Genomic DNA, 20,967 nt, shown 5'->3' with positions numbered 1-20,967 from the left:
GGGGGGCCCGGCCCCCCGTGGGGGGCGGGGGGTGGTGGGGAGCGCGGGGGTCGGGGGGGCTTCCCGCCTGGGGGGGGGGCTAGTGTGCGGCTAGCCGCACGCTCGCCGCAGAGGGGCGTCGCAGACTCGGCGCAGAGGGTCCGGCTACGCGCGTGCGACAACACCGAAGACGGTCTCCATTCCGCGCCGGCCCTTGATCTCTACCTGCTCGGAGTGGCCCCAAATGTATTGCGCCTCGACGGCGGCGTGAACGCCGCTGCTGACCATCACGATCGGGCGCCCGCCCCGTCCGGCAATGCCGGCCAACCGGAACGCGACGTTGGTCGCGTCGCCGATTACGGCCGTGACCGTTCGTGTCATGGCGGCGATCGCGGCCCGGCCCTGCACCACTCCCCAACCCATGCGGATCGGCGACCCGTCCGGGCTACGCAGCGGGAGCGTGGGCCCGAGCTCCTCGACCCTTTGGTTCGCGGCGAGCGCGAAGTCGATCGCGAGCTCGTTAGCCCTCGGAATGGTCCGCGGTTCCCAGACCGCATACAGCGCATCGCCGGCGTAATGGTTGAGCGTGCCGCGATGGGCGCGCAGCACGAGGTTGAGCTCGTGCCAGAGATAGTTCAGGCTCTGGGCGATCACCCTGTTGTCGGTCACTTCGGAGATCGTCGAGTAGTTGGTAATGTCCCCGACCACCATGACCATGGTCTCCTCGACGATGCGGGTCAGGGTCGGGCTCGTGTTGGTTACCCCGGCGGCAGTGAACCGGTCCGATCGGAAGACGAGCACCACGTCGCCTATCGAGATCCGGTCCTCGGGCTTGATGGGGACCTGGACGGCGCGCTCCAGGGGCATGCCATTGAGCAACGTCCCGTTGGTGCTGGTGTCGATGAGGTAAGCCCGGTCGGTGCTGACGTCCAAGCGAATCTCGAGGTGGTTGCGGGAGATGTTCGGATCGGGAATGACCAGTCGGCGCTGTTCATCGATGCCCGCGCACTGACGGCCGACGAATAATTGATCGAAGATCGGCACGATCTTCTCGCCGCCATTCAAGTGCATGACCAGATTGGCCAGCGGCTTGTCCCACCAATCGGAGCCCATGGGTTAACAGCCTCGCCGCACTCGAACGGCCGCGTGCGCGAGCGAGACTCGTCGTTGTCTGCCCCGCTCGCCCTGACCACCCTGTGCACACACTAAGCGTCTGCCACCTGAAGATGCTGAGCCGTTGGCTGCAGCGTAATCGTACAGGCTCAGCGAACAAGCGACGGCTGCGCTTCGAGGGTTCTGCGGGCTGCGATCCGCCCGGCCTTCAGGGCAGCATCGATGTTTTTGAAGTCCAGCGGACCGATCGCCGAGACGTCCGGCTCGATGATCGCCGCGACTCGGGGGAGCTCGCGCAGGTTCCACTTGGGGGCCGCGAGTTCGACGCTGCGAAGCAACGTGTCTTGCAGCGGCGGCAGGGCTACATCCGTGCCGGTCAAGAGCCGCCGGACGAACGCGGGCGGCTGAAGCTTCGCCGGCAGCGGGCCAAATCCCTTCGATGGCACCCACGTCGTGCGCAGATCGACGCATATCACCTCGCCGTCCGGGTCGGCGCACATCACGTCGGCCGGCAGGATGTTCATCAGTCCGCCGTCGACGAGCAGCCGTTCCCCATGCTGCACCGGCGGCAGGAGCCCGGGTATCGAGATCGATGCGCGCACGGCGACCCACAGCAATCCACGGCGATGGATGATCTGATCGCCCGTGATGATGTCGGTGGAGACGGAAAAGAACTCCCTCGGCAGGCGCTCGATCAGGGTGGTGCCACCGAAGAATCCCTCTATCAGGCGGTCGACACGGCGGCCTCTTGTGAGGGCTATCGCGGGGATCGTGTAGTCGCTGACCGGCCTGGTCTCCGCAATGTACTTCCGCGCCGCCGCGGTGCAATCCCGCGCGTCCAGCCCCAGCGCGAACGTGGCCGCGGCGAGGGCGCCGGAACTGGTTCCGCCGAACCGGTCGATGACGACGCCCGCCCGCGTGAGCTCTTCGTAGACGCCGTAATGCGCGAGGCCCCGCGCGCCCCCGCCGCCCAGAACGAGGCCCAGGGACCGGCCGGCGATTCTGCGGGCCAGCGCGCCGATTCCGTCGTCGTCGGCGGGGTGATGCGAGACCGGCTGCAGCAGATCCCACCAGCTCGGGTCCGGCACGACGCCGCAAGTGACGAGGTGGACCGGCCCTTGCGTCACGGGTGGTTCGAGCGCCTCCGGCGGATCGGTTTGATCGGCAAGCACCACCACTCGGTCGCTTTGCGCGGTGACATAGCGTCGCCAGCTGTCGCCCGAGCCCCGATCGGCCACCAGCAAGACCCAATCGTTGCTTCGCTCGACGCGGTCGAGGGTCTCGCTGAACGCGTCGACGAGCTCGCCGTAATGATTGGCCGCAGCCGTGGTTTCGACGGGTGGCGCGACGACGGCGGCCCGACCGTGCGATCGCAGCCGAGTCACGATCGCGTCGACGATCGGCGCCGCGACCGCATCCCCGCTCGCCACCACGCCGACGACCCGGCGACCGCGAGAGACGGTGGCGGCTCGTGACTCGCGAAGCATTACCGCCATCGCTCGGAACATCGCCGATTGCAGTTGTGGGGCTTTGGCGAGCACCTCGCTGAACGTGTCGGCGGCGATCCTCCAGACGACGCCGTCCCGAAGGGCTCGTACCCCGGCCGAGCGAGCGGCGCCGGTGATCACGCCCAGGTCTCCGATCGAGTCACCTGACGCCATCTCACGAAGCACCTGTCCGTCGAGGCCGACGGCCGCGAATCGTCCCGAGGCGATTACATAGATGGCGTCCGACGGGTCGCCCATGTGAAAGAGCCACTCGTTGGCGGGGACGTGCTGGCGACCTACGGTCTTCGTGAGCAGGTGGAGTTGTTCGTCGTCGATCTCGGCGAATAGCGGAATGCTCCGCAGTGCGGCTCGCTCGTCGGCCGCACGCGGTTCGGGCGACTGCCCTTCAGCGACCATGAAAGGACGTAAGCATATTGTGCCGCTTAGCGGTAGTCCGCGCGGCGCAAAGGCGCTATGCCGGGATCAGCTCGACGCCACTCAGCACCACGGCGTTGTCGCGCGCAGGCGCGACAACGCCGGCCACCAAACGGCCATCTTCTTTCCACACGTTGACGATCAAGCTCTCGCCTGGGAACGCCACTCCGGCGAAGCGTGCGCCGTATGCGGCCACCGCCCCGGCGTCGCCGTCCAGCAGCGTGTCGACGATCGCCTTGCACGTCATGCCGTAGGTGCACAGTCCGTGCAGGATGGGCTGCGAAAAGCCATTGGCCGCAGCGAAATCCGGATCGGAGTGCAGGGGGTTGCGGTCTCCGCACAGCCGGTACAGCAGCGCCTGCTGCGGCAGGATCGGCACCTCGATCTCCAGGTCCGGCGATCGATCCGGCGCCGCGTCGGAGGTGGACGGGCCGCGTTCACCGCCGAATCCGCCTTCACCGCGGGCGAAGATCGACCGCCGCTGCGTCCACAGCACCGTGCCGTCGGGCGCGCTGACCGTCGTCTCACTCCAGATCACCGCGGCCTTGCCCTTGTCCCAGATGTCGGTGAACCGGGTGACGGCGCGGGCCGAGCCCGACGGCGGCAGCGGCCCGGGCACCTCCACCCGCTCGCTGGCGTGCAACACCTTGCCCAATTCGATGTCGATGCCGGGGAACTGCACGGTCGGCGGCTTGGTCATGTGGAAGGAGGCCGCCACGTTGCCGAACGTCGGCAGGACCTGCGGAGTGTCGTCGACGAGATACCGCAGTTCCCGCCGGTCCATCGGATCCTTGCCGGCCCCCAGCGCCAGGTGATAAAGCTGGACATCGCTACTGGTCCAAGAGAATTCGATGGGCTCCAGCTCGGCGGCCAGCGCCACAGCTACGTCAATGGGCATCTCAGCGTTCCCCCGCAATGTGCAGCGCGGCCAGATAACCGAACGTCATCGCCGGGCCGATGGTGCCGCCAGGGCCCGGGTAGGTGTGGCCCATTACCGGTGCGCTGACATTGCCCGCGGCGTACAGGCCTTCGATGATCGTGCCGTCGTCGCGCAGCGCGCGGCCGTGGACGTCGGTGCGCACGCCGCCCTTGGTGCCCAGGTCCCCGGGCACCATCTTGGCCGCGTAGTACGGCGCGTGCCTGAGCTCGCCGAGGTTGGGGTTGGGTTTGTTGGTCGGGTCGCCGTAATAGCGGTCGTAAGCGCTCTCGCCGCGGTGAAAGTCCTCGTCGACGCCGGAGCGGGCGAAGCCGTTGAACCGCTGCACGGTGGCCAGCAGTTCGGCGGCCGGCAGGCCGGCCTTGACGGCCAGCTCCTCCAGCGTGTCGGCCTGGATGATGACCCCGGAATCCAGCCACTTGCGCGGAATCCGTTGGCCCGGCTGCAATCCGGCAAAGATGTAGCGGTCGCGGTACTGCTGGTCGAAGACCAGCCACGCCGGGATGTTCTCGCCCGGACCGGGCCCCTGGCCGAATTCCCCTCCGTACATGTGATGGCAGGCCTCGACGTACGGCATCGACTCGTTCATGAACCGCTTGCCCGACATGTTGACGATGATCGATCCCGGCGAATTGCGTTCCGACAACGCGAACCAGGGCGCGCCGACCAGCGGCACCGTCGGACCCCACCAGGCGTCTTCCATCAATTCCAGTGCGGCGCCTAACTTTTCGGCGGCGACGATGCCGTCGCCGGTGTTGGCCTTGGCGCCGACGGTCCACTCGGTGGTGATGGGCGCACGCTGGTACTTCACCCGCATCTGCTCGTTGTGCTCGAAACCACCGGAGGCGAGGATCACGCCCCGCCGCGCCCGGATCAGCCGCGGCTCGGATGACTCCGAAGCCCCCGTGTCGCGGACGTAGACGCCGCGCACCACGCCGTCCTCGACGTACAGGTCGGTCAGCGCGGTGTTGAGCAACACCGGAACACCGGCCTGCTGCAACCCGATTCGCAGCGGGCCGATCAACGCCCGGCCCATGCCGACCAGGTTCTTTCCGGCCGCCTTCGCCCACATCGTGCGCGCGCCGACCTTCAGGCTGCGCAGCACGCCCCGCGGGTGTCGCTTCAGCTGGTTCAGCCGCACGTAGTCCTGTTGCATGACAACGACGTTCAACGGCACCTTGCCGTACGCGGGCTCCAGGCCGGCCATGTCCGGCCCGAGCTTGCGGGCGTCGAAGGGCTTCGGTTCGATCGAGCGGCCCTCGGCGCGGCCGCCCGGCGCCTCGGGGTAGTAGTCGGAGTAGCGCGGAACCCAGCACATCTTGAGCGGGGTGTGCTTGAGCACGAACGACAGCATCTCGGGTCCGTGTTCGAGGTAGGCGTCGATGCGCTCCGGCTCGACGATGTCGCCGATGATGCCGTGCAGGTAGGTGCGGGCGGCCTCGGGGTTGTCCCGGACGCCGTCACGCTTGAGCACCTCGTTGTTGGGAATCCAGACGCCCCCACCCGAGCGGGCGGTCGAGCCGCCGAAATGCGCAGCCTTCTCGATGACTACTGTGGAAAGGCCCCGGTGAGCGGCGGTAAGGGCAGCCACCATGCCGGCGCCGCCGCTGCCGACCACGACGACGTCGAGCTCCTGTGCTGTCATGTAGAACACGTTATAGAATTGCCCGGGCCGGGCGCTACTGGGCCGGTCACACGAACGAGGGGACTTCTGCAGATGCTCAGTGTTGCGACGCGAGACGAGCTAGCTGCCGACCTGGCGCAGGCCGAGCGGAGCCGCTCGCCGATTGCTCCGCTCACGGCCGTCCACCCGGACATCGACGTCGTCGACGCGTACGAGATCCAGCTGATCAACATCCGCCAGCGGGTCGCCGAGGGGGCCCGCGTGCTGGGCCACAAGGTGGGCCTGTCGTCGAAGGCGATCCAGCAGATGATGGGGGTCGACGAGCCGGACTACGGGCATTTGCTCGACGAGATGCAATTGTTCGAAGACACCCCCGTCAAGGCCAGCCGCTACCTGTGGCCCAGGGTCGAGGTCGAGGTCGGTTTCATCCTCAACAGCGACCTGCCGGGCGCCGACTGCACCGAGGAGGACGTGCTGGCGGCCACCGAGGCGCTGGTCCCGTCGATCGAGCTGATCGACACCAGGATCACCGATTGGAAGATCGAGCTGTGCGACACCATCGCCGACAACGCCTCGTCGGCGGGTTTCGTGCTGGGTAGGGCGCGGGTGTCCCCGCGCGACGTCGACATCAAGGGGATCGACGCCGTGCTGCGCCGCAACGGCGATGTCGTCGCGGAGGGCCGGACGGACGCGGTGCTGGGCAACCCGGTCACCGCGGTGGCCTGGCTGGCCCGCAAGGTGGAGGGCTTCGGCGTCCGGTTGCGCAAAGGCGACCTGGTTCTCCCCGGGTCGTGCACGCGCGCGATCGACGCGCATGCCGGCGACGAGTTTGTGGCCGACTTCACAGGCCTGGGCTCTGTCCATCTGTCGTTCGAATAGCTCGAATTAAATCGTCGGACTTAAATATCAACAGCTTCGCAAAGGAGCGTCATGCCGGCTAAGGCGAGTGTGGCCATTGTCGGGTCGGGAAACATCAGCACTGACCTGCTCTACAAGTTGCTGCGGTCCGATTGGCTGGAGCCGCGCTGGATGGTGGGCATCGACCCGGAAAGCGAAGGCCTGGCCCGGGCCCGCAAGCTCGGTCTGGAGACCACGCACGAGGGGGTCGACTGGTTGCTGGCCCAGTCCGAGAAGCCCGACCTGGTCTTCGAGGCGACCAGCGCCTACGTGCACCGCGACGCCGCCCCCAAATACGAGGCCGCCGGCATCCGCGCCATCGACCTGACGCCGGCCGCGGTGGGTCCGGCGGTGATTCCGCCGGCCAACCTGCGCCAGCACCTCGACGCGCCGAACGTCAACATGATCACCTGCGGGGGACAGGCGACCATCCCGATCGTCTACGCCGTCAGCCGGGTCGTGGACGTTCCCTATGCGGAGATCGTGGCGTCGGTGGCGTCGGTCTCGGCGGGCCCGGGAACCAGGGCCAACATCGACGAGTTCACCAAGACCACCAGCAAGGGCGTTCAGACCATCGGCGGCGCCGAGCGCGGCAAGGCCATCATCATCCTCAACCCCGCCGACCCGCCGATGATCATGCGCGACACCATCTTCTGCGCTATCCCCGAGGACGCCGACCGCGACGCGATCGCGAAATCCATCCACGACGTGGTGGCCGAGGTGCAGACGTATGTGCCGGGATACCGGCTGCTGAACGAGCCGCAGTTCGACGAGCCGTCGCTCAACTCCGGCGGCCAGGCGGTGGTCACCACGTTCGTCGAGGTGGAGGGCGCCGGCGATTACCTGCCCCCGTATGCGGGCAACCTCGACATCATGACCGCCGCGGCCACCAAGGTCGGCGAGGAGATCGCCAAGGAGACGCTGTCGGTGGCAGGAGGCACGCGATGAGTAGTGACATTTTCTTCAACCCGATCTGGGACGTGCGGCTGACCGACACGTCGCTGCGGGACGGCTCGCACCACAAACGCCACCAGTTCACCAAAGAAGAAGTGGGCGCCATCGTCGCTGCCCTGGACACCGCGGGCGTGCCGGTCATCGAGGTCACCCACGGCGACGGGCTGGGCGGCTCCAGCTTCAACTACGGGTTCTCCAAGACACCCGAGCAGGAGCTGATCAAGCTGGCCGCCGAGACGGCCAAGGAGGCCAAGATCGCCTTCCTGATGCTGCCCGGGGTGGGCACCAAGGAGGACATCAAGGAGGCCCAGAACAACGGCGGGTCGATCTGCCGGATCGCCACCCATTGCACCGAGGCCGACGTGTCCATCCAGCACTTCGGCCTGGCGCGCGAGCTGGGGCTGGAAACCGTCGGGTTCCTGATGATGTCGCACACGATCCCGCCGGAGAAGCTGGCCGCCCAGGCCCGCATCATGGCCGACGCGGGCTGCCAGTGCGTGTACGTGGTCGACTCGGCCGGCGCGCTGGTCCTCGAAGGCGTGCGCGACCGGGTGGCGGCGCTGGTCGCTGAGCTCGGCGACGACGCCCAGGTGGGCTTCCACGGGCACGAGAACCTGGGCCTGGGCGTGGCCAACTCGGTGGAGGCGGTGCGCGCGGGCGCCAAGCAGATCGACGGGTCGTGCCGCCGGTTCGGTGCCGGCGCGGGCAACGCGCCCGTGGAGGCGCTCATCGGGGTGTTCGACAAGATCGGCGTCAAGACCGGCATCGACTTCTTCGACATCGCCGACGCCGCCGAGGAGGTGGTCGCCCCGGCCATGCCCGCCGAGTGCCTGCTGGACCGCAACGCCCTGATCATGGGCTATTCCGGGGTGTACTCCAGCTTCCTCAAGCACGCCATCCGCCAGTCCGAGCGCTACGGCGTGCCGGCCCACCAGCTGCTGCATCGGGCCGGTCAGCGCAAGCTCATCGGTGGCCAGGAAGACCAACTCATCGACATCGCGCTCGAAATCAAGCGCGAGCAAGAGAGCGGCGCCGCGGCCGCCAAATAGCGGCCCGTTCCCATAGGCGACGCAAAGCTATCCGGAGTAGCCTGGCGCGCATGACCGTGACATCCAGGAATACCCGTGGCCGCGGACTCTCCGGCGCGCTCGCCGGGAGTTTGCTGGCTGTTACCGCCGCGACGATCATCGCGCTGCCGGTGGCCGGCGCGGCCCCACAGTGCCAGACCGTCGGTAACTCCATCGACCAGTACCTACAGCGGCATCCCGACCTGCATGCGCAGCTGCAGGCCCAGTCGGAGGCGGAAGGCGGCGGACCCAACGTCATCGACTACCTGAACCGGCATCCCGACGTGCGGCAGCACCTGATCGACCTGTCGCAGCAGTGCGCACCCTAGTGAGCCGGCCTCGTCGCTGAACGCCATGGCGGACGCGCGCGAACGTTCGCCATTGACGAAAAAGTAGAACACGTTCTAGCGTCTATGCGTGTTCTCTGATCCTCTCACCTCAGCGATCGCCGAAGCCGAGAAATTAGTCGCCGACGCGCCCTTCATCGAGACCGAAGCCGACCTGCTCGAAGGGCTGCAGTATTTGGCGGGCTGCGTTTCGGCCTGCATCCACCTGGCCTTCGACTACGACCGCGATCACCCCTTCCTGCAGTCGGGCACCGGGCCGTTCACCAAGATGGGCCTGGACAACCCCGACACCCTCTACTTCGGTACCCGGGTGCACGCCAACCACGACTACGTGGTGACCGGACGGCGTGGCACCACGACCGACCTGAGCTTCCAGCTGCTCGGCGGTGAATACACCGACGACAACGTACCGGCCAGCCAGGCCGCGTTCGACGACCGTGAACTCGAGATCGCGGCCGACGGCAGCTTCGAGTGGCGGGTGCGGCCCACCAGCAATGGCCAGCTGGTCATCCGCGAGGTGTACGGCGACTGGTCGGCGCAGCGTGGCACGCTGGCGATCTCCCGGCTGGACACCGCCGGCACCGCCCCGCCGCCCCTGACCCGGGAGACCATCGAAAAGCGTTACGCCACAGCCGGAAAGCAGCTTGTCAACCGGGTGAAGACGTGGCTGCAGTTCCCGCAGTGGTTCTACCTCGATCTTCCGGTCAACACCATGGTCGCGCCCCGGTTGACGCCTGGCGGCCTGGCGACCCAGTACTCGTCGGTGGGCCACTACGACCTGCGCCCCGATCAGGCGCTGGTGATCACCATCCCGGTCTCCGACGCGCCCTATCTCGGCTTCCAGCTGGGCAGCCTGTGGTACATCTCGCTGGACTACATCAATCACCAGACATCGCTGAACAACACTCAGGCACAGGCGGATCCGGACGGCAAGGTGCGCATCGTCGTCGCCGACCAGAATCCGGGAGTGACCAACTGGGTGGAGACGCTCGGCCACCGGCGGGGCTTCCTGCAGTTCCGCTGGCAGCGGGTGTCCCGACAGCTCACCGAGGCGGACGGACCCACCGTGGAGTTGGTCGACTTCGACGCCGTCCCGGCCGCGCTGCCGTACTTCGAACACAATAAGATCTCCGACGACGAATGGCGTGCGCGAATAACGCTGCGCCAACAACAAATTGCGGCCAGGATGCTGGGGTGACGATGTCAGGATTGCTCAACGAGAAGGTCGTCGTCATCAGCGGCGTAGGACCGGGACTCGGCACCACCCTGGCGCACCGGTTCTCGAAGGACGGTGCCGACCTGGTGCTGGCGGCGCGCACGGTGGAACGGCTGGAAAGCGTCGCCAAGGAGGTCAACGACGCCGGGCACAAGGCGTTGGCCGTGCGCTGTGACATCACCGACGACGACGAGGTCAGCTACCTCGTCGAGACGACCATGGCCACCTACGGCAAGGTCGACGTGCTGATCAACAACGCCTTCCGCGTGCCGTCCATGAAGCCGTTGGCCGGCACCAGTTTTCAGCACATCCGCGACGCCATCGAGCTCAGCGCGCTCGGCGCGTTGCGGCTCATCCAGGCCTTCACGCCCGCACTGGAAAAGTCGCACGGGTCGATCGTCAACGTCAACTCCATGGTGCTGCGGCACTCCCAGGCCAAATACGGCGCCTACAAGATGGCCAAGTCGGCGCTGCTGTCCATGTCGCAGTCGCTGGCCACCGAGCTCGGCGAGAAGGGCATTCGCGTCAATTCGGTTGCCCCCGGCTATATCTGGGGCGACACCCTGCAGGCTTACTTCGAACACCAGGCGGGCAAGTACGGCACCACGGTGGACCAGATCTACGCGGCCACGGCGGCGAACTCCGACCTGAAGCGCCTACCCACCGAAGACGAGGTGGCCTCGGCCATCCTGTTCCTGGCCAGCGACCTGTCCAGTGGCATCACCGGGCAGACGCTCGACGTCAACTGCGGGGAGTATCACACGTAATGTCCGATCGCACCGATATCGGCACCGTCGACGAACTGCACGCGTCCGCCACCAAGCTCACCGGACTGGACGACTTCGGCGCCAACGACGACAACTATCTCGAGGCGCTGGAGGTGCTGCTCGACTCCTACCGGCGCGAGGCGGGCCTAACGGTGTTGGGCAGCAAGATGAATCGGTTCTTCCTACGCGGCGCGCTGGTCGCCAGGCTCCTGTCGGAGGCTTCGTGGAAGCAGTACCCGCAGCACGCCGACGTCGTCATCGAACGCCCGATTTTCGTCACCGGCCTGGTGCGCACCGGCACCACCGCGCTGCACCGGCTGTTGGGGGCCGACCCCGCGCACCAGGGCTTGCACATGTGGCTGGCCGAATTCCCCCAGCCCCGCCCGCCACGCGAAACCTGGGACTCGCACCCCCTCTACCAACAGCTCGACGCGCAGTTCACCAGGCACCATCAGGAGAACCCCGGCTACACCGGTCTGCACTTCATGGCGGCGTACGAGCTGGAGGAGTGCTGGCAGCTGCTCCGGCAGTCGCTGCATTCGGTGTCCTACGAGACGCTCGCCCACGTCCCCACCTACGCGCAGTGGCTGGCGGGGCAGGATTGGACGCCGTCGTACCAACGGCACCGCAAGAACCTCCAGCTGATCGGCCTCAACGACACCGAAAAGCGTTGGGTGCTCAAGAATCCCAGCCACCTGTTTGCACTGGACGCGCTGATGGCGACCTATCCCGACGCGCTGGTGATTCAGACGCATCGGCCAGTCGAGACGATCATGGCTTCGATGTGCTCGCTGGCCCAGCACACCGCCGAGGGCTGGTCGACGTCGTTCGATGGGGCGCAAATCGGTGCCGACGCGATGGACACCTGGTCGCGCGGGTTGGAACGCTTCAACGTCGCCCGCGCCAAGTATTCGCCCGCGCAGTTTTATGACGTCGACTACAAGGAGCTCATCGCCGATCCGATCGGCACCGTCGCAGACATTTACCGGCATTTCGGGTTGACGCTGACCGACGAGGCGCGGGCGGCCATGGAGAAGACGCACGCCGACAGCCAATCCGGCGAGCGCGCGCCGAAGCATCGGTACTCGCTGGCCGACTACGGGCTGACCGTCGAAACCGTCAAGGAGCGCTTCGCCGGGCTGTGATTCAGTCGTCCTCGGGCGTCGGCTCGCCGAGGTAGCCCTCCGCGACCGCGTGTTCGATGCTGTCGCTCAACTTGGGACAGGACCGAGTGCGGGCGGTGTCGCCGCCGGAGTTGCGCACCTCGGTGAAATGCGCGCAGCGTTGCCACGCCTCGGTGTTCCATTGCACCGCGGTGTGGCCCGGGCCCAGCCTCCGGACGGTGACGGTGACGTGGCAGAACCGGCAGTCCACCGGCAGTAGCCCCGAGCTGAGGTAGCGCTCGCGGTCGGCGCGACTGGCCTCGGCTACGGCGGCCGCGCGTTGCGGATCGTTGGCGAAATCCCTCGACTTCGACCAGGATCCGGAGCCGCCATTGCGGGCGGGCGCGTCGTCGTGGTCGTGATGATCGCCGTGCAGCAGCAGCATCGACCGAGCGAGCCGATCGACGTCGGGAACCGCCGGCTGATCGTCGGACATGTCGGTCAGTGTTGCTCCGCCGGAACGTCTTCGGAGTCCCTGGCCTTCAGGTTCTCCTCGACCTCGGCGTTCCAGTACTCGTTGGCGCGGGTGGTGTCCACCTCGATCTCGAAGCGCTCCACCATTTCCGGCTGGATGTCGGCCACGTCTACGTAGAACTGCTGATACCAGCGGCGCAGCTGATAGACGGCGCCGTCCTCCTCGACCAGCAGCGGGTTGTCGATGCGGGTCTTGTGCTTCCAGATCTCGACATCCTGCAGGAAGCCCTTGCTGACGCCTTCGGTGAACACCCGCGAGAGCTTGTCGGTCATGGCTTCGTCCATGCCCTTGGGCTTTTCGACGATGACGCCCCACTGCAGCACGAACGAGTTCTGGGTCACGGGGTAGTGACAGTTGATCAGGATCGACTCGGCCTTGTAGCCGCCGTAGCTGTTGTGCAGCCAGTTGATCATGAACGACGGCCCGAAGTACGAAGCCTCCGAATCGAGGTGCGCCTCGCCGTAGGAGGTGCCCAGGTCATTGACGTCCTGCCGGCCCACGTTGTGCAGGTACTGCGAGGCGATGTGGCCCTCGAAGACGTTCTTGAAGTAGGTCGGCAACCCGAAATGGATGTAAAAGAAGTGCGCCATGTCGGTGACGTTGTCGATGATGTCGCGGCAGTTCGACCCCTCGATCAGGATGCGGTTCCACCGCCATTCGGTCCACTCGTCGCTGGCCGCTTCCGGGATGTCGGGAATCCGGACCGCGGGGTCCGGCGGATTCTGTTCGTGGTCGTGCCAGACGAACAGCAGGCCGCCCCGCACATCGGTCGTCCACGAGCGGGTGCGCGCCGTCTTGGGCGTGCGCTTGGCGTAGGGCACCAGCTTGCAGCGACCGTCGCCGCCCCACCGCCAGTCGTGGAACGGGCAGGCCACCTCGTCGCCCTTGATGGTGCCTTCCGACAGGTCCCCGCCCATGTGGCGGCAGTAGCCGTCCAGAACCTTGAGGTCGCCCTGCGAGTCGGCGAAAACCACCAGCTTGGTGCCGAACGCCTCGACGGAGTGCGGCTTACCGTCCTGGAAGTCCTTTGCCACACCGAGGCAATGCCAGCCCCGGGCGTACCTGGTCGGCAATGCGCCGGGATCGATCTCCCGGATGCCGACCGCCTTGGTGTCGGTACTCACCTGTCACCTCCAACTCACTGCCCCTCTAACTAGAACACGTTACAGTTTTGCGGTGTCGCCGCGCAACGACGGCGAGTCTGGCTGGGCTTTCCCGCGACGCCTCGGCGCTCGGGGTATATCTAGACGATGCCGCTGTTTGCTTTCGAAGGCCGGGCGCCGCGGGTCGACCCCACCGCGTTCGTGGCCCCGACCGCCACCCTGATCGGCGACGTCGTCGTCGAGGCCGGTGCGTCGGTGTGGTTCAACACCGTGCTGCGCGGCGATTACGGGCCCATCGTGGTGCGCGAGGGCGCGAACGTCCAGGACGGGTCGGTGCTGCACGCGCCGCCGGGCATACCGGTCGACATCGGCCCGGGCGCCACCGTGGCGCACATGTGCTGCATTCACGGGGTGCACGTCGGTTCCGAGGCGATGATCGCCAACCACGCCACCGTCCTCGACGGCGCCGTGATCGGCGCGCGCAGCCTGGTCGCCGCCCACTCGTTGGTGACGGCCGGCACCCAGATTCCCGCCGGCATGCTGGCGGTCGGCTCGCCGGCACAGATCAAGGGCCCGGTCGCCGGAACGGGCGCCGAGATGTGGATCAAGGTGAATCCGCAGGCCTATCGCGAGCTGGCGCAGCGGCACCTGGCCGGGCTCGAGCCGCTTTAGACCTTGCGGGCCGACGCGGCCGCGCGGTCCATCTCCCAGTACGCGCGCAGGGCGGTCAGCTTGCCCTCGCCGTTGGCCTTGTACGTGAAGACGCCCTCGGCGGTCACCTGATAGTCGCCGTGGGTGATCAGGATGTGGCCGACGTTGGCTTCCTCATTGCCGCACTGGTACGTGTCGCGAAAGACGAACTCGATCCGCTTGGTCGGGGCGATGGCCTTGTCCCAGAAGGCCGCGATCGCGTCGCGGCCCCGGTGGCCCTTGCCCTCCGGATCGAAGGCCGACGGGCCGATCGGGTCCTCCACGATGGCGTCGTCGGCGAAAACCGCCAGCCACGCCTCCTTGTCCCTGGCGATTACGGCCTCGCGCGAGCGCCGGCCGGCGTCGTGCGCGGGGTGCTCAGCCATCGGCGCCGACCTTTTCCGGCCTCGGCTTGTCCGCACCGACCACCCACATGGAGTAGTACTGCGAACCGCCGCCGTAGGCGTGTCCCAACGCCTTGCGCGCGTTCGGAACCTGGTGATCGCCACCCTTGCCCATCACCTGAATCGCCGCCTCCGCGAACCGGATCAGGCCCGAGGCGCCGATCGGATTCGACGACAACACTCCGCCCGACGGGTTGACGGGCAACCGTCCACCGATCGCCGTCTCGCCGGCCTCGGTGAGCTTCCAGCCCTCGCCCTCGGGCGCAAAGCCGAGGTTTTCCAACCACATCGGCTCGAACCAGGAGAACGGTACGTAGATCTCGGCCGCGTCGATCTCGTCGATCGGGCTGGTGATGCCGGCCGCCTTCCACAGCGCGGCGGCCGCGTCGCGCCCCGCCTGCGGGCTGACCTGGTCGCGCCCGGAGAACTGCAGCGGCTCGGTGCGCAACGCGGTGGCGTGGATCCACGCCACCGGATTTCCTTGCGCCAGGCGGGCTTCGGCGGCCTCCTCGTTGCCGATCACGACGGCGGCGGCGCCGTCGGACGACGGGCAGGTCTCGTCGTAACGGATCGGGTCCCACAGCATGGGCGACTCCATCACCTTCTCGACGGTGATGTCGGGTTGGTGCAGGTGCGCCAGCGGATTGCGGGCCCCGTTGAGCCGGTCCTTGACCGCGACGATGGCGCCGATGTTCAGCGGCGCGCCGGACCTGCGGATGTAGGAGCGCACGTGCGGGGCGAAGTACCCACCCGCGCCGGCGCCCACCGGCTTGATGAAGGGGATCGGAATCGACAACGCCCACATGGCGTTTGACTCCGACTGCTTCTCCCACGCCATCGCCAGCACGCGCCGGTATTTCCCGGACTGCACCAGGCTGGCGGCCACCACACCGGTTGATCCGCCGACCGAGCCCGCGGTGTGCACCCGGATCAGCGGCTTGCCCGTCGCGCCCACGGCGTCGGCCATGAACAGCTCCGGCATCATGACGCCCTCGAAGAAGTCGGGCGCCTTGCCGACCACGACGGCGTCGATGTCGTCGAAGGTGGAACCGGAGTCGGCCAGCGCCCGGTCGATGGCCTCGCGCACCAGGCCGTTCATCGAAACGTCTTGGCGCTTGGCCACATATTTCGTCTGCCCGGTACCGAGTACCGCGGCTAGGTGCGCACCTGCACCGGCCATCAGTTCTTTCCTTCCATGACCGCAACCAGGTTCTGTTGCAACGCGGGCCCGCTGGTGGCGTGCGCCAGCACCCGCTGCGCCGACCCGTTCCAGATGTGTTGCGCCGCAAACCCGATCCGCTCCAGGCCGGCGACGAACATGGGGTTGGCGGCCAGCGCGCCGCCGGACGGATTCACCTTGGTCGGCCCCGGTATCCGGATGGCCTCCTCGATGATCAGGTGCTGGTGGGTGAAGGGCGCGCAAATCTCGGCCACGTCGAGGTTGTCGGTCTTGCCACCCGTGGCCACTTTGGCCGCCGCCCTGGTCGACGGGGACTCGGTGAGGTCGCGCGCACCCAGCGCGGGGGTTTCGATGCGGTGCTCGATCCCCGTGATCCAGGCGGGGTTCTCCCGCAGCTCGCGTGCCCGGTCATCGGCCGCGAGCACGATCGCGGCGGCGCCGTCGGTGATCGGGGCGATGTCATGGCGTCGCAGCGGCTCGGCGAAGAACGGCCTCTCGAGCAGGTCGGCGACGTTGATCGTCGGCTCGAGGTTGTCCACCCGGCGAGCGTTGGCAAAGGAATCGAACGCGACACGCGCCATCTGCTCTTCGGTCCACTTGCCGGTGTCGAGCCCGATGCGGGCCTGCAGGCCCGCCATGGAGATCGAATCCGGCCACAGCGGGGCGACGGTGTAGGGGTCGGTCTGCCGCGAAAGGATCTGCCGCAGAATGCCCGCCGACGACTTACCGAATCCGTACACCAGCGCGGTGTCGACCTCGCCGGTCAGGATCTTGATGTAGGCCTCGTACAGGGCCCAGGCCGCGTCCATCTCCACGTGCGACTCGTTGATCGGCGGTACCGCGCCGATCGAGTCGATCGCCGAGATGAACGAGAATGCCCGCCCGGCGAGGTAATCCGAGGACCCCGAGCACCAAAAGCCGATGTCGCCCTTGGTGATTCCGAGGTCCTCGTAGAGCTGGGCGAAGCACGGCATCAGCATCTCGACGCCGTTGGTGGTGCCGTCGGTGCGGCGGACGTGTGGGGCGTGGGCGAAGCCGACGACCGCAACGTTGCGAGCGCTCATTGGTAGGTGTGCCCTTTACAGGTGGTGCTTGTAGGTGTCGTATTCGGCGTCGGGCTCACCCGTCGGCCGGAAGTACTCGATGTTGTCGATGCCAAAACCCCACTCCTCGCGGGGTTTCCACACCGCCTCGACGCGCATGCCCATCCGCACCTCGTGCGCGTCGACGTCGGCGACCAGATGCAGGAACGGGATGTCCGCCCCGTCGAGCAGCACGTAGGCCGCCACGTAGGGCGGTTTGATGCGCTGGCCCTGGAACGGGATGTTGATGATCGCGAACGTCGTGACGGTGCCCTTGTCGGGCAGTTCGACGAACTCCGTCGTGGGCTGGCCGGTGGCCGGGTCCGCGCCGTGCGGGGGGAAGTAGACCTTTCCCTCTTTTCCGGTGCGGGCGCCCAACAGCTTGCCCTGGGCGATCGCGCGCAGGTAGGCGCTCTCCTCGTGCGAGGCGGTGTGCTGAATCGTCAGCGAGATGGGTGTGACGATCATGGTCACCGGATCCTGTTCGCCCGCAGCCGCTTCCGACACGGACTCGGCTTCCTCCCCGAGCGCGAAGTAGGCGATGTCGGTGATCGCGCCCACCGGTTCGTCGGCCCAGTGCACATGCACCCGGGCGCCGGTCCGAATGGCGTCGGGGCTGCCGGCGTCGACGGCATGCATCAGCGGGGTGTCCGCGCCGTCGAGCTTGATCAACGCCCAGGCGAACGGACGGTCCAGCGGCTGGCCCTCTATCGGGTCGGGCTGCCAGGTCCAGGACACGACGGTGCCGACGCTGGACACCGGCACCATCTCGCCCAGCGGCTCGTATGTGACCGGGTCGTACTCCGCGGGCGGTACGTGCACCCGGCCATCCGATCCGCGCACGCCCAGGACGTGGCGTTCACGCAGCGCGGTGAAGAACTTGCTTAGCGTGGGGCCGACCGAACGGGTGTAGTCGAAAGACAACGTCAGTGGCGCGGAGAGTGGCGGTTCCGTGGGATCCGTCAAGGTCGGGCTGCTCGAGCTGGCTGTCACGCCATCGAGTAGAACAGGTTCTAAGAACGGTTTCAACATCGGGTCCCTTCGGAAGGTCAGTGACTATGAAGCTTGGGTTGCAGCTCGGGTATTGGGGCGCTCAGCCGTCGGAGAACCACGCGGAACTCGTCGCCGCGGCCGAGGAGACCGCGTTCGACGCCGTGTTCACGGCCGAGGCGTGGGGATCGGACGCCTACACGCCGCTGGCCTGGTTGGGCTCGTCGACGCACCGGCTGCGGCTGGGCACCTCGGTGATCCAGCTGTCCGCGCGCACACCGACCGCGACCGCGATGGCCGCGCTGACGCTCGACCACCTCTCCGGCGGCCGGCACATCCTCGGGCTCGGCGTGTCCGGCCCGCAGGTGGTCGAGGGCTGGTACGGCCGGCCGTTCCCCAAGCCGCTGGCCCGCACCCGCGAGTACATCGACATCATGCGGCAGGTGTGGGCGCGGGAGAAGCCGGTGACCAGCGACGGCCCGCACTATCCGCTGCCGCTGACCGGGGAGCAGACGACCGGCCTGGGCAAGCCGCTCAAGCCGATCACCCACCCGCTGCGCGCCGACATCCCGATCATGCTGGGCGCCGAGGGGCCGAAGAACGTGGCGCTGGCCGCCGAGATCTGCGACGGCTGGCTGCCCATCTTCTACACGCCGCGGATGGCCGACACCTACAACGAATGGCTCGACGAGGGGTTCGCCCGGCCCGGGGCGCGCCGCGGCCGCGAGGACTTCGAGATCTGCGCGACCGCGAACATCGTCATCACCGACGACCGCGCCGCCGCCTTCGCGGCCATGAAGCCCTATCTGGCCCTCTACATGGGTGGCATGGGCGCCGAGGACACCAACTTCCACGCCGACGTGTACCGGCGGATGGGTTATGCCGAGGTGGTCGACGACGTGACGAAGCTGTTCCGCAGCAACCAGAAGGACAAGGCCGCGGAGATCATTCCCGACGAGGTGGTCGACGACGCCGCGATCGTCGGCGATATCAACTACGTCCGTGAGCAGGTCAAGGTCTGGGAGGCCGCCGGCGTCACCATGATGGTGGTCAACGGACGCAACGAGGCGCAGATCAGGGAGCTCGCCACGCTGATCTAGCCGATCCTTGCCAGGGGATTAGAACGCGTTCTAGTGTGGCCCGATGACAGCCTCGCAGCACACTATCGCGGGCACGGTACTGACCATGCCGGTGCGGATCCGCAGGGCAAATCAGCACATGGCGATGTTCTCGGTCGACGCCGACGCCGCGCAACAGATGATCGACTACAGCGGCCTGCAGGTGTGCCGCTACCTGCCCGGCCGCGCGATCGTCGTCCTGATGTTGATGCACTACATCGACGGCGATCTGGGCCAGTACCACGAGTTCGGCACGAGCGTCATGGTCAACCCGCCCGGTTCGAAGGCCTCCGGGCCGCGCGCGTTGCAGTCGGCCGGCGCCTTCATCCACCACCTGCCCGTCGACCAGGCATTCACCTTGGAGGCGGGCACCAAGATCTGGGGCTACCCGAAGGTTATGGGCGAGTTCACCGTCACCGAAGGTGAGCATTTCAGTTTCGATCTCAGCATCGACGGCCAACCGGTGATCGGGATGGATTTTCGCCGCGGCCTGCCATTCCGGCTGACCCCGCGCCAGCAAGAGCAGCGCAGCTACTCACACCGCGACGGCGTCACCCGCGAGACCGCCTTCGAGCACACGCTGGACGGCGTGCGCACCCGCTTCGGCGGAGTGCGGGTCCGGCTGGGCGATCATCCGTACTCGAAAGAGCTTGCGGCGCTGGGTCTTCCAAAACGCGCTCTAGTGTCCAGTTCGGCTCAAAACGTCCAAATGACCTTCGGTGATGCTCAGGAGATCTCATGACCATGACGAGGCCCGACGTCGACCTCACCGACGGCGCTTTCTACGCGGGCGATTCCCGGCCCGTCTACCGCTGGATGCGCGAGAACGAGCCGGTCTTCCGGGATCGCAACGGATTAGCGGCCGCCTCCACCTATCAGGCCGTGATCGAGGCCGAGCGCAACCCCGAGTTGTTCTCCAACGCGGGCGGCATTCGGCCCGACCAAGACGGCGTCGAGATGATGATCGAGATGGACGACCCGCAACACCTGTTGCGCCGCAAGCTCGTCAACTCCGGTTTCACCCGCAAGCGCGTGAAAGACCTTGAAGCCAAGATTGTTTCGCTGTGTGACACGCTCATCGACGCGGTCTGCGAGCGCGGTGAGTGTGACTTCGTCTGGGACCTCGCGGCGCCGCTGCCCATGGCCGTCATCGGCGACATGCTCGGCGTGCGGCCCGAAGAGCGCAAGATGTTCCTCAAGTGGTCCGACGACCTGGTGAGCTTCTTGAGCAGCACCGCGGCGGAATCCGATTTCCAGGTCACCATGGACGCCTTCGCGGCCTACAGCCAATACATGATGGGGATGATCGAGGCCCGCAAGAAGGAGCCGACCGACGACCTGGTCAGCGTCCTCGTGCACGCCGAAGTCGAGGGCTCGCACCTCGAAGACCACCAGATCGTCACCGAGGTGCTGCTGCTGCTGATCGGCGGCGACGAGACCACGCGCCACACGCTGTCCGGCGGGACGCGGCAGCTGCTGCTGCACCCGGATCAGCACCGGCGCCTGGCGGCCGATCTGAGCCTGCTGCCCAACGCGATCGAGGAGATGCTCCGTTGGACCGCGCCGGTGAAGAACATGGCGCGCACGATCACCGCCGACACCGAATTCCACGGCACCCAGCTGCACCAGGGCGAGAAGATGATCCTGCTGTTCGAGTCGGCGAACTTCGACGAGAAGGTCTTCGACGACCCGGAGAGCTTCAACATCGAGCGCTACCCGAACAACCACCTCGCCTTCGGTTTCGGGACGCACTTCTGCCTCGGCAACCAGCTCGCCCGGCTGGAGCTGTCCATCATGCAGAGCCGGCTGCTGCAGCGCCTGCCGGACATGCGGCTGGCGTCGGACGCCGATCTGCCCTTGCGGCCGGCCAACTTCGTGTCCGGCCTGGAGAAGATGCCGGTGGCGTTCACGCCGGGCCCCCCGCTGGGCTGAGGCCTCT

Annotated in this window: 21 protein-coding genes; 11 read left to right on the top strand and 10 right to left on the bottom strand. The window is 67.0% G+C overall.

Features of this window, described 5'->3' with window-relative positions; all coding sequences use genetic code 11:
- Positions 1-144: 144 nt before the first annotated feature.
- The 4 genes from A5680_RS18825 to kstD form a co-directional block, all read right to left on the bottom strand.
- Positions 145-1,092: an adenylate/guanylate cyclase domain-containing protein gene (locus tag A5680_RS18825; RefSeq protein ID WP_067822008.1), complete on the bottom strand. Its 948-nt coding sequence runs from the start codon at positions 1,090-1,092 to the stop codon at positions 145-147.
- A gap of 149 nt (positions 1,093-1,241) precedes the next feature.
- A complete protein-coding gene (locus tag A5680_RS18820; RefSeq protein WP_067822005.1) occupies positions 1,242-2,996 on the bottom strand; it encodes a patatin-like phospholipase family protein in 1,755 nt (584 codons plus the stop codon).
- Positions 2,997-3,051: 55 nt separating this feature from the next.
- On the bottom strand, positions 3,052-3,912 hold the full coding sequence (locus tag A5680_RS18815) for a MaoC/PaaZ C-terminal domain-containing protein (RefSeq protein ID WP_055403219.1): 861 nt from the start codon (positions 3,910-3,912) through the stop codon (positions 3,052-3,054).
- Between the two features lies 1 nt (position 3,913).
- A complete protein-coding gene (gene kstD / locus A5680_RS18810) occupies positions 3,914-5,596 on the bottom strand; it encodes a 3-oxosteroid 1-dehydrogenase (protein ID WP_055403222.1) in 1,683 nt (560 codons plus the stop codon).
- A gap of 72 nt (positions 5,597-5,668) precedes the next feature.
- Here kstD and A5680_RS18805 point away from each other — a divergent pair, with 72 nt between their 5' ends.
- From A5680_RS18805 to A5680_RS18775, 7 genes are all read left to right on the top strand, one after another.
- The gene (locus A5680_RS18805; RefSeq protein ID WP_055403218.1) at positions 5,669-6,454 is read left to right on the top strand and encodes a 2-keto-4-pentenoate hydratase; all 786 of its coding nucleotides are present in this window, start codon (positions 5,669-5,671) and stop codon (positions 6,452-6,454) included.
- A 51-nt stretch (positions 6,455-6,505) separates the two neighbouring features.
- Positions 6,506-7,420 carry an acetaldehyde dehydrogenase (acetylating) gene (locus A5680_RS18800; protein ID WP_067822002.1) on the top strand — a complete coding sequence of 305 codons (915 nt, stop codon included), beginning with the start codon at positions 6,506-6,508 and terminating at the stop codon, positions 7,418-7,420.
- Positions 7,417-8,475: a 4-hydroxy-2-oxovalerate aldolase gene (dmpG, locus tag A5680_RS18795; protein ID WP_055403216.1), complete on the top strand. Its 1,059-nt coding sequence runs from the start codon at positions 7,417-7,419 to the stop codon at positions 8,473-8,475. The genes A5680_RS18800 and dmpG overlap by 4 nt, the downstream gene beginning before the upstream one ends.
- A gap of 50 nt (positions 8,476-8,525) precedes the next feature.
- Positions 8,526-8,822 carry a hypothetical protein gene (locus A5680_RS18790; protein WP_067821999.1) on the top strand — a complete coding sequence of 99 codons (297 nt, stop codon included), beginning with the start codon at positions 8,526-8,528 and terminating at the stop codon, positions 8,820-8,822.
- A gap of 88 nt (positions 8,823-8,910) precedes the next feature.
- A complete protein-coding gene (locus tag A5680_RS18785; protein ID WP_067821997.1) occupies positions 8,911-10,038 on the top strand; it encodes a hypothetical protein in 1,128 nt (375 codons plus the stop codon).
- Between the two features lie 2 nt (positions 10,039-10,040).
- Positions 10,041-10,823: an SDR family oxidoreductase gene (locus A5680_RS18780; RefSeq protein ID WP_055403213.1), complete on the top strand. Its 783-nt coding sequence runs from the start codon at positions 10,041-10,043 to the stop codon at positions 10,821-10,823.
- Positions 10,823-11,968 (top strand): sulfotransferase, encoded by a 1,146-nt coding sequence (locus A5680_RS18775; protein WP_067821995.1) that lies wholly within the window; start codon positions 10,823-10,825, stop codon positions 11,966-11,968. Before A5680_RS18780 ends, A5680_RS18775 begins: the two co-directional genes overlap by 1 nt.
- Position 11,969: 1 nt before the next feature.
- Here A5680_RS18775 and A5680_RS18770 read toward each other — a convergent pair whose 3' ends face one another.
- Positions 11,970-12,422 (bottom strand): hypothetical protein, encoded by a 453-nt coding sequence (locus A5680_RS18770; RefSeq protein WP_067821993.1) that lies wholly within the window; start codon positions 12,420-12,422, stop codon positions 11,970-11,972.
- Between the two features lie 5 nt (positions 12,423-12,427).
- A complete protein-coding gene (locus tag A5680_RS18765) occupies positions 12,428-13,585 on the bottom strand; it encodes a Rieske 2Fe-2S domain-containing protein (RefSeq protein WP_055403210.1) in 1,158 nt (385 codons plus the stop codon).
- A 126-nt stretch (positions 13,586-13,711) separates the two neighbouring features.
- Between A5680_RS18765 and A5680_RS18760 the strand changes: the two genes are divergently transcribed.
- Positions 13,712-14,236, top strand: a complete 525-nt coding sequence (locus A5680_RS18760) for a gamma carbonic anhydrase family protein (protein ID WP_067821991.1) — start codon at positions 13,712-13,714, stop codon at positions 14,234-14,236.
- Here the strand turns inward: A5680_RS18760 and A5680_RS18755 are convergent.
- From A5680_RS18755 to A5680_RS18740, 4 genes are read right to left on the bottom strand one after another with little or no spacing between them, the layout of a single operon-like run.
- Positions 14,233-14,640, bottom strand: coding sequence for a nuclear transport factor 2 family protein (locus A5680_RS18755; protein WP_067821987.1), 408 nt, complete (start codon positions 14,638-14,640; stop codon positions 14,233-14,235). The two genes, A5680_RS18760 and A5680_RS18755, sit on opposite strands and share 4 nt — an antisense overlap.
- Complete coding sequence (locus A5680_RS18750) at positions 14,633-15,838, bottom strand: thiolase domain-containing protein (protein ID WP_055403207.1); 1,206 nt, start codon at positions 15,836-15,838, stop codon at positions 14,633-14,635. Before A5680_RS18750 ends, A5680_RS18755 begins: the two co-directional genes overlap by 8 nt.
- Positions 15,838-16,902 (bottom strand): thiolase domain-containing protein, encoded by a 1,065-nt coding sequence (locus A5680_RS18745; RefSeq protein WP_055403206.1) that lies wholly within the window; start codon positions 16,900-16,902, stop codon positions 15,838-15,840. The genes A5680_RS18750 and A5680_RS18745 overlap by 1 nt, the downstream gene beginning before the upstream one ends.
- 15 nt (positions 16,903-16,917) lie before the next feature.
- Positions 16,918-17,913: a Zn-ribbon domain-containing OB-fold protein gene (locus A5680_RS18740; RefSeq protein ID WP_067821984.1), complete on the bottom strand. Its 996-nt coding sequence runs from the start codon at positions 17,911-17,913 to the stop codon at positions 16,918-16,920.
- A gap of 65 nt (positions 17,914-17,978) precedes the next feature.
- Between A5680_RS18740 and A5680_RS18735 the strand changes: the two genes are divergently transcribed.
- The 3 genes from A5680_RS18735 to A5680_RS18725 are packed head-to-tail and all read left to right on the top strand — an operon-like array spanning position 17,979 to position 20,960.
- The gene (locus A5680_RS18735; protein WP_055403204.1) at positions 17,979-19,010 is read left to right on the top strand and encodes an LLM class F420-dependent oxidoreductase; all 1,032 of its coding nucleotides are present in this window, start codon (positions 17,979-17,981) and stop codon (positions 19,008-19,010) included.
- Positions 19,011-19,053: 43 nt separating this feature from the next.
- On the top strand, positions 19,054-19,770 hold the full coding sequence (locus tag A5680_RS18730; RefSeq protein ID WP_055403203.1) for an acetoacetate decarboxylase family protein: 717 nt from the start codon (positions 19,054-19,056) through the stop codon (positions 19,768-19,770).
- A gap of 2 nt (positions 19,771-19,772) precedes the next feature.
- Entirely contained in the window at positions 19,773-20,960 is a 1,188-nt protein-coding gene (locus tag A5680_RS18725; RefSeq protein ID WP_156349541.1) for a cytochrome P450, read from the top strand.
- The last annotated feature ends 7 nt before the right edge of the window (positions 20,961-20,967 follow it).

The sequence above is a fragment of the Mycobacterium sp. E2989 genome, assembly GCF_001667595.1.
Lineage (GTDB): Bacteria > Actinomycetota > Actinomycetes > Mycobacteriales > Mycobacteriaceae > Mycobacterium.
This window is presented reverse-complemented; position numbering and strand designations above follow the sequence as displayed.